17 protein-coding genes are annotated in these 13,165 nt (G+C 67.5%); 7 read left to right on the top strand and 10 right to left on the bottom strand.

All coding sequences use genetic code 11. The features are described from left to right. Positions 1-2: 2 nt before the first annotated feature. Together AC1RM6_RS26090 and AC1RM6_RS26085 are read right to left on the bottom strand one after the other, a co-directional pair. Positions 3-1,244 (bottom strand): efflux RND transporter periplasmic adaptor subunit, encoded by a 1,242-nt coding sequence (locus AC1RM6_RS26090; protein ID WP_493106903.1) that lies wholly within the window; start codon positions 1,242-1,244, stop codon positions 3-5. Positions 1,245-1,588: 344 nt separating this feature from the next. Next, positions 1,589-1,936, bottom strand: coding sequence for a response regulator (locus tag AC1RM6_RS26085; RefSeq protein WP_493106752.1), 348 nt, complete (start codon positions 1,934-1,936; stop codon positions 1,589-1,591). Positions 1,937-2,068: 132 nt separating this feature from the next. On the opposite strand from AC1RM6_RS26085, the gene AC1RM6_RS26080 reads away from it, so the two are divergent. Beyond that, positions 2,069-2,875 carry a crotonase/enoyl-CoA hydratase family protein gene (locus tag AC1RM6_RS26080; protein WP_493106750.1) on the top strand — a complete coding sequence of 269 codons (807 nt, stop codon included), beginning with the start codon at positions 2,069-2,071 and terminating at the stop codon, positions 2,873-2,875. Here AC1RM6_RS26080 and AC1RM6_RS26075 read toward each other — a convergent pair. The 3 genes from AC1RM6_RS26075 to AC1RM6_RS26065 are packed head-to-tail and all read right to left on the bottom strand — an operon-like array spanning position 2,862 to position 3,812. Then, positions 2,862-3,086: a hypothetical protein gene (locus AC1RM6_RS26075; RefSeq protein WP_493106748.1), complete on the bottom strand. Its 225-nt coding sequence runs from the start codon at positions 3,084-3,086 to the stop codon at positions 2,862-2,864. The two genes, AC1RM6_RS26080 and AC1RM6_RS26075, sit on opposite strands and share 14 nt — an antisense overlap. Before the next feature lie 52 nt (positions 3,087-3,138). Next, the gene (locus AC1RM6_RS26070) at positions 3,139-3,357 is read right to left on the bottom strand and encodes a hypothetical protein (protein ID WP_493106747.1); all 219 of its coding nucleotides are present in this window, start codon (positions 3,355-3,357) and stop codon (positions 3,139-3,141) included. Between the two features lie 11 nt (positions 3,358-3,368). After that, positions 3,369-3,812: a DUF983 domain-containing protein gene (locus AC1RM6_RS26065; RefSeq protein ID WP_493106745.1), complete on the bottom strand. Its 444-nt coding sequence runs from the start codon at positions 3,810-3,812 to the stop codon at positions 3,369-3,371. A gap of 82 nt (positions 3,813-3,894) precedes the next feature. Here AC1RM6_RS26065 and AC1RM6_RS26060 point away from each other — a divergent pair, with 82 nt between their 5' ends. Together AC1RM6_RS26060 and AC1RM6_RS26055 are read left to right on the top strand one after the other, a co-directional pair. Then, positions 3,895-5,244 (top strand): aminotransferase-like domain-containing protein, encoded by a 1,350-nt coding sequence (locus AC1RM6_RS26060; RefSeq protein WP_493106743.1) that lies wholly within the window; start codon positions 3,895-3,897, stop codon positions 5,242-5,244. A 155-nt stretch (positions 5,245-5,399) separates the two neighbouring features. Then, positions 5,400-5,975: a hypothetical protein gene (locus AC1RM6_RS26055; protein ID WP_493106741.1), complete on the top strand. Its 576-nt coding sequence runs from the start codon at positions 5,400-5,402 to the stop codon at positions 5,973-5,975. A 163-nt stretch (positions 5,976-6,138) separates the two neighbouring features. On the opposite strand, the gene AC1RM6_RS26050 is transcribed toward AC1RM6_RS26055, so the two are convergent. The 3 genes from AC1RM6_RS26050 to AC1RM6_RS26040 all read right to left on the bottom strand — a co-directional run bounded on the left by AC1RM6_RS26050 (position 6,139) and on the right by AC1RM6_RS26040 (position 8,348). Further along, positions 6,139-6,576 carry a ribosomal maturation YjgA family protein gene (locus AC1RM6_RS26050; RefSeq protein WP_493106739.1) on the bottom strand — a complete coding sequence of 146 codons (438 nt, stop codon included), beginning with the start codon at positions 6,574-6,576 and terminating at the stop codon, positions 6,139-6,141. 64 nt (positions 6,577-6,640) lie between these two features. Then, entirely contained in the window at positions 6,641-7,447 is an 807-nt protein-coding gene (locus tag AC1RM6_RS26045; RefSeq protein ID WP_493106737.1) for a hypothetical protein, read from the bottom strand. Positions 7,448-7,466: 19 nt separating this feature from the next. Next, positions 7,467-8,348: an ABC transporter ATP-binding protein gene (locus tag AC1RM6_RS26040; protein ID WP_493106735.1), complete on the bottom strand. Its 882-nt coding sequence runs from the start codon at positions 8,346-8,348 to the stop codon at positions 7,467-7,469. Positions 8,349-8,458: 110 nt separating this feature from the next. Between AC1RM6_RS26040 and AC1RM6_RS26035 the strand changes: the two genes are divergently transcribed. The 3 genes from AC1RM6_RS26035 (at position 8,459) to AC1RM6_RS26025 (ending at position 10,647) form a co-directional block, all read left to right on the top strand. Then, a complete protein-coding gene (locus tag AC1RM6_RS26035) occupies positions 8,459-9,607 on the top strand; it encodes a sterol desaturase family protein (RefSeq protein WP_493106734.1) in 1,149 nt (382 codons plus the stop codon). Between the two features lie 191 nt (positions 9,608-9,798). Continuing rightward, positions 9,799-10,245, top strand: coding sequence for a hypothetical protein (locus tag AC1RM6_RS26030; protein ID WP_493106733.1), 447 nt, complete (start codon positions 9,799-9,801; stop codon positions 10,243-10,245). A 6-nt stretch (positions 10,246-10,251) separates the two neighbouring features. Beyond that, entirely contained in the window at positions 10,252-10,647 is a 396-nt protein-coding gene (locus AC1RM6_RS26025) for a ribonuclease E inhibitor RraB (protein WP_493106731.1), read from the top strand. Between the two features lie 13 nt (positions 10,648-10,660). On the opposite strand, the gene AC1RM6_RS26020 is transcribed toward AC1RM6_RS26025, so the two are convergent. Beyond that, positions 10,661-11,542 carry a LysR family transcriptional regulator gene (locus tag AC1RM6_RS26020; protein ID WP_493106901.1) on the bottom strand — a complete coding sequence of 294 codons (882 nt, stop codon included), beginning with the start codon at positions 11,540-11,542 and terminating at the stop codon, positions 10,661-10,663. Positions 11,543-11,642: 100 nt separating this feature from the next. Between AC1RM6_RS26020 and bla the strand changes: the two genes are divergently transcribed. Then, complete coding sequence (bla, locus tag AC1RM6_RS26015; RefSeq protein WP_493106729.1) at positions 11,643-12,578, top strand: subclass B3 metallo-beta-lactamase; 936 nt, start codon at positions 11,643-11,645, stop codon at positions 12,576-12,578. A gap of 42 nt (positions 12,579-12,620) precedes the next feature. Here the strand turns inward: bla and AC1RM6_RS26010 are convergent, their stop codons facing one another. Further along, positions 12,621-13,142: a CAP domain-containing protein gene (locus tag AC1RM6_RS26010; protein WP_493106727.1), complete on the bottom strand. Its 522-nt coding sequence runs from the start codon at positions 13,140-13,142 to the stop codon at positions 12,621-12,623. Between the last annotated feature and the right edge of the window lie 23 nt (positions 13,143-13,165).

The raw sequence follows: 13,165 nt of genomic DNA, 5'->3' as shown, positions 1-13,165 counted from the left end.
GCTTAGCCGCGCGCCCCGCCGCCGGAGCCCGAACCACCGCCGCCCGATCCACCACCACCCGAGCCGTCACCGCCTTTGCCCTTGCCCTTCATCGGCAGCGGCTTGGATCCGGCCGGCACCGGCTTGATCGGCTTGCCGGGCTTCACCTTGATCAGCCCCTCGACGATGACCTTGTCGCCGGGATTGAGGCCTGCGGTCACCAGCCATTTGTCGCCGATCGAGCGATCGGCGGTGATCGTCTTCTGCACCGCCTTGTTGCCGGGGCCGACCACCAGCACGGTCGCCTCGCCGCGCGGATTGCGCGACACGCCGGTCTGCGGCACCAGGATCGCGCGCTGGCTGGTCGCCTGCGACAGCCGCGCGCGGACATACATGCCGGGCAGCAGCAGCCCCTGCGGATTGGCGAAGCGCGCGCGCAGCGTGACGGTGCCGGTATTGGCGTCGACCATCGCTTCGGAGAATTCGAGCCGGCCGGCGGCGGGATAGTCGCTGCCGTCCTCGAGCTTGAGCTTGACCGCGGTCGACGACGGCACGACCCCGCCCGCCGCCAGGCTGCGGCGCAGCGCGAGCAGGTCGGCGCTCGACTGCTGGATGTCGACATAGATCGGGTCGAGTCGCTGGATCGTGGTCAGCGGATCGGCCTGGTTCGAGGTGACGAGCGCGCCGGTGGTGAACAGCGACCGGCCGATCCGGCCGGTGATCGGGGCGGGCACCTTGGTGAAGTTCAGGTTGATCCGCGCGGTTTCCAAGGTGGCACGGTTCTGCGCGACGGTCGCGGCGGCCTGCTTCGCGGTCGCGGCGGCGTCGGTATAATCCTGCTGCGCCACCGCCTCGATCTTCGCGAGCGGCTTGTAGCGGTCGGCCTTGGCCTGCGCGGCCTCACGGCTGGCCTGGGCATTTTCGAGATTGGCCTGCGCCTGGTTGACGCTGGCGCGGTAGAGGCTCGGGTCGATCTGGTAGAGCGTCTCGCCGGCATGGACGATGCTGCCCTCGGTGAACAGCCGCGCCTTGATCAGCCCCGATACCTGCGGGCGCACCTCGGAGGTCTCGAACGCCGAGGTCCGCCCGGCGAGTTCGACCATCAGCGGCACCGATTCTGTCTTGAGCACGACATAGCCGGCCTCGGGCGGGGCGGTGTCGCGCCCGTCCTTCTTCGATCCGCAGGAAGCCAGCAGGGTGAGTGCGGCCAGACTGCAACAGGACTGGGCGAGGAATGGCGCAGTGCGACGCGAAATCAGGACCATATCGTCGTCGAGGACATCCACGCGCTCCCATTCACCACAACGGCCGGACGCGATCCTGCGATCGGCCGGCCACCTATTTGCCCAATCATCCCCTCCGCCAGGCTTGTCGGGCGCTGCGATACGCCGCGAAAAGCATCACGTCGATGTCCTGATCGACGCTTCTGGCGGCGCGATCGGTCCCGGTTCGGGATGCAGTGCAATCCATCGCCATGTTACCACTGTGTTGCAAGCGCGAAGATGGCGGCGATACCGCAACATCACCGTGACGGCGGGCAGGGCGGTGGGGTGTTTGACGTATATCGTTGACGATGTGAGGCGTAACGGAGTCGTTCGCTGGCCCTGCGTCAGGCAATACCGGCGATCGCCGCCTGCAGCGTGCCGATCGAGCAGGGCTTGGGCAGGACGCGGGCGCCGGTGTCGTCGGCGGTGACGATCCGCGAATATCCGCTGAAATAGATCACCGGCAGGCCGGGCTGCGCCTCGATCGCCAGCTTGGCGAAGCCGCGGCCGTCGATCGGCCCGGGCATCATGATGTCGGTGAGCAGCAGGTCGAACGGTTCGGCGGCGGCGCGAATGCTGGCGAGGCCCTCCTCGGGCCCGGGCGCCTCGAGCACCTCATGCCCCAGCTCACGGAGCAGATCGCTCGTGACCATGCGCACCAACGCTTCGTCATCGACACATAATATGCGCATCGGGTGTCCTGCCTAACCTAGATCAACTACGCATAGCACAGTGTTTTTGTTGCAATAGTGCCATTTACGCGATTGTGTGAATATGATTTCCGCGCGATTTCCAAAATGATCAATGCATTATCGAGGACCCAGATGGCCGAACCCGTTCATTACAGCCTCGAACAGGGCGTCGCGGTGCTGACGATCGACGTGCCCGAACAGCGCAACGCGATCTCGGACCGGCCGGTGGTCGATGCGCTGGTCGATGCGCTGAAACGGGCCGACGCCGATCCGGCGGTACGGGTCGCTATCCTGACCGGGGCAGGATCGATCTTCTCGTCGGGCGGCAACGTCAAGGCGATGGGGAAGGGCGGGGGCGGAAGCCTCGCCGACCCGCTGCCGGCGCGCACCCGCCGCAACTATCGCGACGGCATCCAGCGTATCCCGCTGGCGATCGAGGCGCTCGAAATCCCGGTGATCGCCGCGGTCAATGGTGCGGCGATCGGCGCGGGGTGCGACCTTGCCTGCATGTGCGACCTGCGGATCGCGTCGGACAAGGCATGGTTCGCCGAGAGCTTCGTCAAAATCGGGCTGGTGCCCGGCGACGGCGGCGCCTGGCTGCTGCCGCGGATCGTCGGTTTCTCGAAGGCGACCGAAATGGCGCTGACCGGCGATCCGGTGCATGCCGAGGAGGCGCTGCGGTTCGGGCTGGTGTCGCAGATCGTGCCCGGCGACGAACTGATGGCGGCGGCGCACAAGCTCGCCGCGCGGATCGCCGCCAACCCGCCCTTCGCGGTCCGTATGACCCGCCGGCTGCTGCGCGAGGCGTGGCGCAGCGATCTCGACAAGATCCTCGAACTGTCGTCGGGGCTGCAGGCGCTGGCACATGCGACGAAGGACCATGAGGAGGCGGTGGCGGCGTTCATCGAAAAGCGGACGCCGACCTTCACGGGGGAGTGAGCAGCGAAGATCGGTCGCCGCAAAAGCGGCATGCATCGCGGTCGCGCCGTACCGGCTGTTCGCAGGCGTCGCACAGCTCCATCGCCTCGGGCTCGCTGCCGATCGCCGGATCGCGGCCGGTCGCCGGCAGGCCGAGCAGCGCCAGGGTCGCCAGCGGGCCGCCGGCTATCGCCGCCAGCAGCCACAGCGCGGGGTTCCGGTCCTTGCCCATCGCCAGCATCATCACGGCGACGATGTTGGCCCACCACAGCGCCAGATACAGCTCAGCACTCCTCGCCGGCGATGCGGCGGAACGCGCGTGGCGCGGCGGCGGCCCGCGGCCGCCGTTCGAGAATGGCGATCAGCGCCTCGGCCAGTCGGACCTCGATGAAATCGTCACCATCGCCGGCCGCGACCGTCGCCGCCTCGGCGGCGTAGCCGCGCTCGGCCAGCAGCGTCGCCGCGGCGGCGCGCGCCGCCGCGATCGTCGCGCCTGTGGTCATCGTGTCGGGCGTCATCGCGCCACGGGCGGCATCACCGCCGGTCCCTTGTCGCCATAAGGATACCAGGGACGGCTGATCCGCCCTTCGCCGGCCTTGAAGAAATATTGGCTGCACACCAGCCAGCCCTTGAGCGGCCGCAGCGGCAGCACGCAGGTGACCAGCAGGAAGGGCAACGAGGTGAGGAGATGGACCCACAATGGCGGGCTCGCGAGGATTTCGAGCATCAGCGCGAAGGTGACCGCGGGAATGCAGCCGAAGCAGATCACGAAGAAGGCCGGACCGTCGGCGGGGTCGGCGAAAGCATAGCTCAGCCCGCATTGATCGCAGCCCGCGCGCAGCTTGATGAAGCCGTCGAACAGCCGCCCCTTGCCGCAGCGGGGACAATGGCCGGCGATGCCGGTGCGGATCGGCTCGAGCCTGGGCCAGGCGGTGACGGTGTCGATAGGGTCGGACATGCTGACGGCTCCCGAAGGCGTTGGCGGGGAGGTAGGCTTTATGTATGGAGGTAGCAACCATACATAATCGGCGCACCGCTCCATGCAAAACTGGCTCACCCATGTCGCCGAGGGATCGGCCCCCAAATATCGCGCGATCGCCGACGCGATCGACCAGGCGGTGCGGACCGGCGCGTTGCGTCCCGGCGAGCGGCTGCCGGCGCAGCGCGATCTCGCCGCGCAGCTCGGCGTCGATCTCACCACGGTCACCCGTGCTTATGGCCTCGCCCGCGACGCCGGGCTGATCGAGGGGGCGGGGCGGCTCGGCAGCTATGTCCGCAACGCCGCCGGGCTACCGAGTGCCGACCTGACCGGCGACAGCGGGATGATCATGCCGCCGCAGCCCGGCTTCGCGCTGTTGCCCGAGGCGATGCGCGACGGGTGGGCCAGGTTGCTGCGCGCCGGCGGCCAATCGCCGCTGCTCCAATATCAGCCGAGCGGCGGCGGGGTGCGCGACCGGCAGGAGGCCGCCGCCGCCTTCGCCGCGCGCGGCCTGCCGACCGAGGCCGATCAACTCGTGCTGACCGCGGGCGGGCAAAATGCGCTCCATGCGATCCTGGGAACGATCCTGGCGCCGGGCGATGCGATCGCCGCCGGGCGATCGACCTATCCGGGGATGCTGGCGCTGGCGCGGCGCTTCGGGCTGGAGGTCGTCGCGCTCGACACCGATGCCGGCGGCGTCGACCCCGACGCACTCGATCGCGTGGTGCGCGGCGGCGTCAAGGCGCTCTATATCGTCCCGACCAACGACAACCCGACCAGCGCGACCCTTGCCCCCGATCGGCGTGCGGCGATCGCCGCGAGCGCACGGCGGCACGGCGTGGCGATCGTCGAGGACGATGCCTATGGCCGGCTGCCCGCCGAACCGATCGCGCCGATCGCCGCGCTGGCCCCCGAACTGACCTGGCACATCGCCAGCGTCGCCAAGATCATCTCGCCGGTGCTGCGCGTCGCGCATGTCCGCGCGCCGTCGGTCGCGGCCGCGGCGCGGCTCGCCGCCGATATCCATGAGACCGCGGTGATGGCGCCGCCGCTCAACGCCGCGCTGGTGACGTTGTGGCTGCGCGACGGCAATTTCGCCGATCTGGTCGCGGCGGTGCGCGACGAAGGGATCGCCCGCCAGCGGATCGCCGCGCGTCATCTGGCGGGGATGGACCATGCGGCGCATCCCGAGGGCTATCATATCTGGCTGCATCTGCCCGACGGCATCGACGCCGCGCATCTCGCCGCGACGCTGCGCCCCGCCGGGCTTTCGATCGTCGCGGGCCATGCCTTCGCGGTCGATCCGGCGCGGGCCGAACAGGCGGTGCGGATATCGATCGGCGGGGCGATCGGCCATGACCGGCTGGCGCGCGCGTTCGAGATGCTCAGGGCGATGGTGGGCGGCGCGTGATCGGCGGGCGAATGCGGTTGTTCGCAACCGGCTTGCGGCCGTATCGTCGAAGCGATCTCGGGTAGCCGGATATCGAGGCGAAGCTGCGTTTCGTCCCCTGCGACAAATATCATGCTATCATTCGATCATCGCGAAGCGAGAGATTGGAGATCGGCATGACATGGGGAGATGTCGAGCAGCGCCTGAAGACCATCAAGGAAGGGCTGCTGATCGTTGCGATACTTGTCGGAGGAGCGTGGGGCTTCTATCGATTTGTCGTCCTGGAGAGTGCATCCGCACGCATCGCCTATGATAAGGCGATATCGGATTCGAAGGCATTCGGAATTCAAGTGCAGATCGATGCGTCGTCATTCAAAGGCAAGACGTGCATCATCATGGGAAGTATCAAATTCCAGAATCTCGGATCTGAAATCGTAAGTATCCACCTCACCAGAGCGCCGCCGATCATGCTGGCCAAGGTCAATGTCAGGGCCGATGGCCATTTCATCGACAAAGGTTCGGGACGATCCTTCTGGCTGGACAACACCGACGGCAGAAACCGCGACTATATGACGATCGTGCCCGGCCGGACGATGACGGCGCCGTTTGTCGCAGAAGCGGACGCGCCGGGGCTTTATATGGTCCGCTTTCTCGCGCCGGCCATTTTCACCCGCACGGGCGATCCGAAGATCATCAATCTCTGGGGTGCGGAGAGCCTGCTTCGGGCATGTCCCCCGAAGGAAGATGCCTAGAAGCATCTTCAAGTCAGGTGGAATCACCCGGCGGCTCGGAAAATCCGAAAAACAAAGACAATTCAGAGCATGTCCTGGTGTCCGAAGCTCGAGACGGCAGGCAGTGCGCATCTCTATTGGCGGGGTGATCCGACATGGCCACTGGCGCAAGCCTTCGGGAGGCTCAGGATGATCGTCGGACAGGGAATGATTTGAGGATGTCCACCCCGCGCAGGGTCATTTCGCCGACGAGAACGACAGCGGCTCCGGCGGCATAGGCGATGAAATCCCTGGGATCGAAGCCGATGCCGAGGACCACGCGGGCGAACGGGACATCGTCGAGGCCCAGAAAGTGCACCAATCGGAAATATTGGCCGAGCTCGATGGCGCACGCGATCGTGAAGGCGGACGCTGCCGATGGGAGGACACCCAGCCGGGTCACCGCCCTGATCGCCAGGTAGACCAGCACCACCGCAAGACTGTCGCCGAGATAGGGGCGGACGAAGTTGTCATGGACGAACACGGCGATGCCGGCCTCGATCAGGAAGACGGCGGTCGCGGCGATGGCATAGGATGATCGGGAGCGGATGGCGGGGCCTTTCGATGCGTTCGCGGCGATCATGATCGGCCGCCGCGCAGATCGAATGCAGATGCCGTGCTGATCCGGTGCGCCCTCACATCCGCGATCATTCGCCGACCAGATCCTGCCGCGCGAACAGCCAGATCGCCCCGCCGAAACCGGCCGCGCTCCAGCCGGCCAGCGTCGCGACCCCGATCAATGCGGCATGGATGATGGCAGGGGCGGGGTCGGGCGTCGTCGCCCAGGTCCGCAGCGCGTCGCCGGCGAAGGTGGGCAGCGGGATCGCGCCCGCCGATCCGGCGAGCCAGGCCTCGGTCAGGCTTGCCGCCAGCGACAGCAGGAAGGGAGCGATGATCGCCCCGATCGCCGCACGCGCGAGCGTGGCGAGGAAGGCGACCATCGCCGCCAGCGTCATCAGTTCGGCGAGCGAGATCAAGAAGGAGGTCAGCAGCAGCAGCGCCGACGCGCCGTCGGCATCGGTGACCACCGGCCGCAGGCCGCGGCCGAGCGGCAGCGACAGGGTTACCGCCGCGTCGCCGATCGCGGCCAGGGTCAGGCTGAGCGCGGCGAAGATCGCAAAGGTCGCATATTTGGATACCAGCAGGCTCGACCGGGTGGTGCGGGGCACGAGGTGGCGCCAGCCCGAATAGCGATATTCGCCGGCGAACAGCGCCGCCGCGCCGACCGCGTAGAAGAGATGGGCGATCGGGTTGCCACCGACCCGGAGCGCGCGCACCGCGGCGTGCAGCGGCGCGACCGCGCGCGCGGTTACGCCCGGCGGGGCGGGGGAGAAGCCACCGTCGAGCACGCAGGCGAGCAAGGTGGTGAACAGCGGTACGAACAGGAAGCCCCAGAACAGCACCGCGTGCTGGCGGCGCAGCTTGAGGATCTCGGCGGAAACCGACAGCCTCATGACAGAAGACCCTGGCGCATCAGCCGCGGGTCTCGGCGAGGAAGACCGTCTCGAGGTCGGGCCGCAGCCAGCGTGCCTCGAACAGCTGGGCGCCGTCGGCGACGATCGCAGCGAGCAGTGCGGGCGCCTCGGCCCGGCCGATCTGTGCGACCACGCCGCCATCCTCGCGCGCGCCGCGGTCGCCGAGCCGCGCGAGCACCGCGTCGGCCGGGCTGGCGTCGATCCACAGCCGTTCGCCCTGGAGCAGCAGGTCGCTGACCTTGCCTTGCGCCGCGAGCCGTCCCCTGTTGACGATCGCGACCCGGTCGCAGACGCGCTCGACCTCGTCGAGCAGATGGCTCGACAGCAGCACGGTGATCCCGTCGCGATCGGCGAGGTCGCGCAGCAGCCGGCGCATGTCGAGGATCCCATCGGGATCGAGGCCGTTGGTCGGCTCGTCGAGGATGACGATCTCGGGCCGCGTGAGCAGTGCGGCGGCGATACCGAGCCTCTGCTTCATGCCGAGCGAATAGCCGGCGATCATGCGGTCGCCGGCGCCCTGCAGCCCGACCCGGTCCAGCAATGGCGCCGGATCGACCGCGACATGCGAGGTCCGCGCGAGCACGGTCAGCAGATCGCGGCCCGTAAGGAAGGGATAGAAGAGTGGCGCGTCGATCAGGAAGCCGAGCCGCCGCCGCGCCTCGGGGCCCGCCGCCTCGCCGAGCAGCCGGACGGTGCCTGCGTCCTGACGGACGAGCCCGGCGATGATCCGCAGCATCGTGCTCTTGCCGGCGCCATTGGGGCCGAGCAGCCCGAACACCCCGCCGCGTGGGACCGCGAGGCTGAAATCGTCGAGCGCCTGGACCGGGCGGCCGCCACCGCCGAAGCGTTTCGAGATGCCCGCCAGTTCGATCGCGCTCATGGCGCCTGTTTCAGCGAGTTCGCGACCGGGGGCAAGCCGTCATCGTTCGGGATATCGCCGCGTGATTTCAATCACCTCGCACGGTCCAACGAATCTGTTAAGCCCGGGGCATGAGCAACAACGACTTCGGACTATCCGCGCTGGGTCGCGACCTTCAGGCACCGCTCGAGGCGCGCGGATTCGGCAGCGGCTGGTTCGCGGGGTTCTTCGCGCTGCTGCTGGCGGTGGTGGGGTTCGGCTTCGTGGTCGCGCTGCGCTGGCCCGACTGGTTCGCGATGCCCGAACTGGCGCTGCTGCGCGACCTGCCGGGTTTTCGGGTCGGCGTCCACGCCGTGTTGCTCGGCAGCTATGCGCTGGCGCTGCTCAGCCTGTTGCTGCGGCCGTCCAAGGCGATCGGCTTCACGGCATTGATCATCGGGATCGCCGCGGCCCTGCTCGGCGGGGCCAATGTCCAGCCGCAGGAAACGCGCAGCTGGGGCATCTTCTTCGGGCTCGACTTCTTCATGGTCAATCTGGTGGTGACCGGGCTGATGTTCGCACCGATCGAGCGGCTGTTCCCGCGGCGGCGCGACCAGCGGCTGTTCCGCAGCGAATGGCGCGAGGATCTCTTCTATTATCTGGTCAGCTCGATGATGGTCCAGATCCTGACCTATCTCGCCTTCGCGCCGTCGAAGGCGGTGATGGCGCATAGCGGTGCGCTCGATGCGTTCCGGATCGCTGTCGGCGGCCAGCCTTGGCTGGTCCAGTTCGTCGAGGTGATGATCCTGACCGACCTCGCCCAATATTGGTTCCATCGCGCCTTCCACCGTGTGCCGTTCCTGTGGGGCTTCCACGCGGTCCATCATTCGGCGAAGGCGATGGACTGGCTGGCCGGCGCGCGGATGCACTTTCTCGAAATCATCGCGTTGCGCGGCTTCACCGCACTGCCGATGATGACGCTCGGTTTCGCGCCGTCGATGCTCCAGGCCTATATCGCGCTCGTTTATGTCTATTCGTCGCTGATCCACGCCAATCTGCGCGGCGATTTCGATCGGCTCGGCCGCTGGCTGGTGGTGCCGCGCTATCATCATTGGCATCATGGGCTCGAGGAGGAAGCGATTGACGTGAACTTCGCGATCCACTTCCCCTGGCTCGACCGGCTGTTCGGGACCTTTCATTTGCCCGAGGGGCGCTGGCCCGAAGGCTATGGGGTGCCCGAACATGTGCCGCACGGATATCGCGCGCAATTTTCCTATCCGTTCCGGCGCAAGCAGGGTTGATCGAGCAGCATCGCCGGACGACCAAACAGAGTGCTTTCTCCACGACGATGATCCGACGCAAAGCGATCGGCCTGACGGCGATCCGCCGGGCTTAGCGGCGTCCTGTACAACCCATTCCCGAAAAGCCCGCATCGCGCTGCTCTCGCGCCGCGACATCAGCCGGGTCAGCCAGTAGCGCCAACGCCGCGCTGGTGACGTTGTGGCTGCGCGACGGCAACTTCGCCGATCTGGTCGCGGCGGTGCGCGACGAGGGGATCGCCCGCCAGCGGATCGCCGCGCGTCATCTGGCGGGGATGGACCACGCCGCGCATCCCGAGGGCTATCATATCTGGCTGCATCTGCCCGCCGGGGTCGACGCCGCGCATCTCGCCGCGACGCTGCGCCCAGCCGGGCTTTCGATCGTCGCGGGCCATGCTTTCGCGGTCGACCCGGCGCGGACCGAACAGGCGGTGCGGATATCGATCGGCGGGGCGATCGGCCATGACCGGCTGGCGCGCGCGTTCGAGATGCTCAGGGTGATGGTCGGGCGGGGCGGCCAGGCTGGAATCAGCGGCTCGATAGCACTGATGACCGGCAATCGCCGATGGAAGCGACGGGCGCCAAGTACCATTTGCGCGCATTCGGCGGATCGGCAATAAGATGGTATGTCGCTTTTGCTGCCGCTCATCCTCGCGCAAATGGCCGTCATCTCGACGCCGGCGCTCGATCCCGCGCGTCTCGAGGCTGAGGCAAAGGCTGACGCCGACGTTCTGGAATCGCTCAAGCGAAACGGCGACGTCCCATCCATCAAGCGCCCTGTCGACGTGCGGTTTGTCGGTCGGCCCGACAATGTCTCCAAGCTTGAGAGTGAAATCGCCGCCTTGGGATGGCGGGTCGTGCAGCGCGTCGCCTTGGATGGAGGGGAGGTCGCGCTGGATGTTCAAACCGAGCAGGGCACGGATCCTGCCGCCATATATGGCCTTACCGAAGCGGCATTGCGTATCGAGGCGCAATATGGCGTACATTATGACGGCTGGGGGACGGTCGCCACCAAGCGGTAGCCGGCGTCGCCATTTATGAACCCGCGGTCTGGTTGGCCGCCTCGCCCAGCCATTCCCGAAACGCCCGCATCGCGTTGCTCTCGCGCCGCGACATCAGCCGGGTCAGCCAGTAGCGCCCGACCGAGACCTCGACCGCGAACGGCCGCACCAGCCGGTCGGCGCGCAGTTCGCGATCGAACATCGCCGCCGGCGCCAGCGCGACCCCGAAGCCGGCGATCGCCGCCGACGCCATCAGCGCCGAACTGTCGAACACGGTGCCGCGCAGCGGCGGGCAGGGGGTGGTGGCGGCGGCGAACCAGCGCGGCCATTCGTCGCCGCGATAGGAGCGGAACAGCGGCTGGCGGGCGAGGTCGGCGGGGTCGGCCAGCCGCTCGGCGATCGCGGGCGCGCATAAGGGGGTGAGCGGCGCGTCCATGATCGGATCGGCATGGGTGCCGTGCCAGGCGCCGTCGCCGAAGCGGATCGCGAGGTCGAGCCCTTCGCCGGCGAGATCGACCCGGTTGTTGTTGGTCATCACCCGAAGATCGATATGCGGATGGTCGCGGGTGAAACCGCCGAGCCGTTCGAACAGCCAACCGGTCGCGAAGGTGCCGACCACGCCGAGCGTCAGCACCTCGCGGAAGCGGCCGCCGGCATAGAGGTCGAGCGTCTCGCCGACCCGGTCGAACGCGTCGGCGAGCACCGGCACCAGCGCCAGCCCCTCGTCGGTCAGCGCCAGCCCGCGCGGCAGCCGGCGGAACAAGGGCACGCCGAGCCTTTGTTCGAGCTGGGCGACCTGGTGGCTGACCGCGCCCTGGCTGACATGGAGTTCGATCGCCGCGCGGGTGAAGTTGAGATGGCGCGCCGCCGCCTCGAAGGCGCGCAGGGCGTTGAGCGGCAACTGGGCGCGATCCATGACAAAGGCATGAATCAGATTCATGGCTTTGTCGAGATAAGATGCGTTGCGCGCTGGGGCTGGCGCCCGCACCATGCACGCATCATATCGGGGAGACGAAGTGGTGAAATCGGTGGCGGCCTATCTGGGACTGGGTTCGATCGGGGCGTTCGCAGCGGCAGCGCTGGTCGGGGTGGCGACCCCGCCGATCGCGGCTGCGGCCGATGCCGACGATCCGCTGACCCGCCCGGTCGCGGCCGAGTTCGCCAAGCGCTGGCTGACTCCGCAGACCCCGGTGCGGATTTACGGCAATACATATATTGTGGGCTTTGGCGGACTCAATGTCGCGCTGATCAAGACCAATGCCGGGCTGGTGATGATCGACGGCGCGGTGCCGCAGTCGGTCGCAGCACTCGAGGCGAATGTCCGCCAGCTCGGCTTCAAGCTTGGCGACGTCAAATATATCCTCAGCACCGAACCGCATTACGACCATGGCGGCGGGCTCGCCGCGCTGTCGCGTGACAGCGGCGCGACGGTGATCGCGAGCGCTGCCGGCGCCGAGGTGCTGCGCCGGGGCAAGAGCGGTCCCGACGATCCGCAGGCGTCGATCCTCTCCGAATTCCCGCCGGTCACCAGGCTGCGCGCGGTGAAGGACGGCGAGACGATCCGGCTCGGCACGACGGCGATCAGCGCGCGCGCCACCCCGGGCCATACCGCGGGCAGCATGAGCTGGACCTGGCGATCGTGCGAGGGCGGCAAATGCCTGAACATGGTGTTCGCCTCCAGCCTCAACCCGGTGTCGGGCGACGATTATCGCTTCACTGACCATCCCGCCTGGGTCGCGACCTTCCGCAAGACCGTTGGCGTGGTCGCAGCGCTGCCGTGTGACATCCTGTTCACCGCGCATCCCGATCAGGGCGGCGGCGACGTCAAGATGGCCGCGTTCCAGCGCGGCGCGACGCCCAATCCGTTCGTCGATCCGGGCGCGTGCAAGACCTATGCGGCGAAGTTCGATGCGGCGATGGACGCGCGGCTGGCGAAGGAAGCCGGAAAATAGCGGCTCGACCGATCCGGCCTGCCATCACCCGACGGCGCCGGCTCAATAGGTCATGGTGTTGAGGATATTGCCGCCTTCCATATAGCGGCACACCAGCACCTCGTCCTCGCCCGCGAGCGCGAAGGCGCAGCCGACCAGCCCGGTGCTGCGCCAGATCACCTGGGTATAATGGCCGACATCGGCCCATTGCCCGGAGATGCTGACATTGGGGAAGGTGGCGTTCCTGAACGCCTTCTTCTCGTCGATCCACAGCGTCACCATGTCTTCGGGCGTGTAGGCGCCCTTCGATCCGCGCCACAGATTTTCGCCTTCGACATCGAGCGAATCGTCATGTTCGAGCTCGTCGAGCGCGGCGAGGTGGCTCGCCCATTTGGCGGCATTGGCCGCCAGGACCGGGCTCCACCGCAGCGGACCGATGCCGAGCCGGGCGCGTTCGGCATTATGGGTCGCGAGGATGCGCTGGTCGAAATTGGCCATGCGCGACTGGGCATGGGCGCCGACCGCCGCGATCAGCGCGACCGCCGCCGACCCCCATTTCAACCATGTCCGTGTCGTCCCGACCATGTCCTTCACCCCCGTGCGTCGTT

The sequence above is a fragment of the Rhizorhabdus sp. GW822-FHT03C02 genome, from assembly GCF_058801765.1.
The sequence above is the reverse complement of the archived record's forward strand: the minus strand, read 5'-3'. Positions and strand labels throughout refer to the sequence as shown.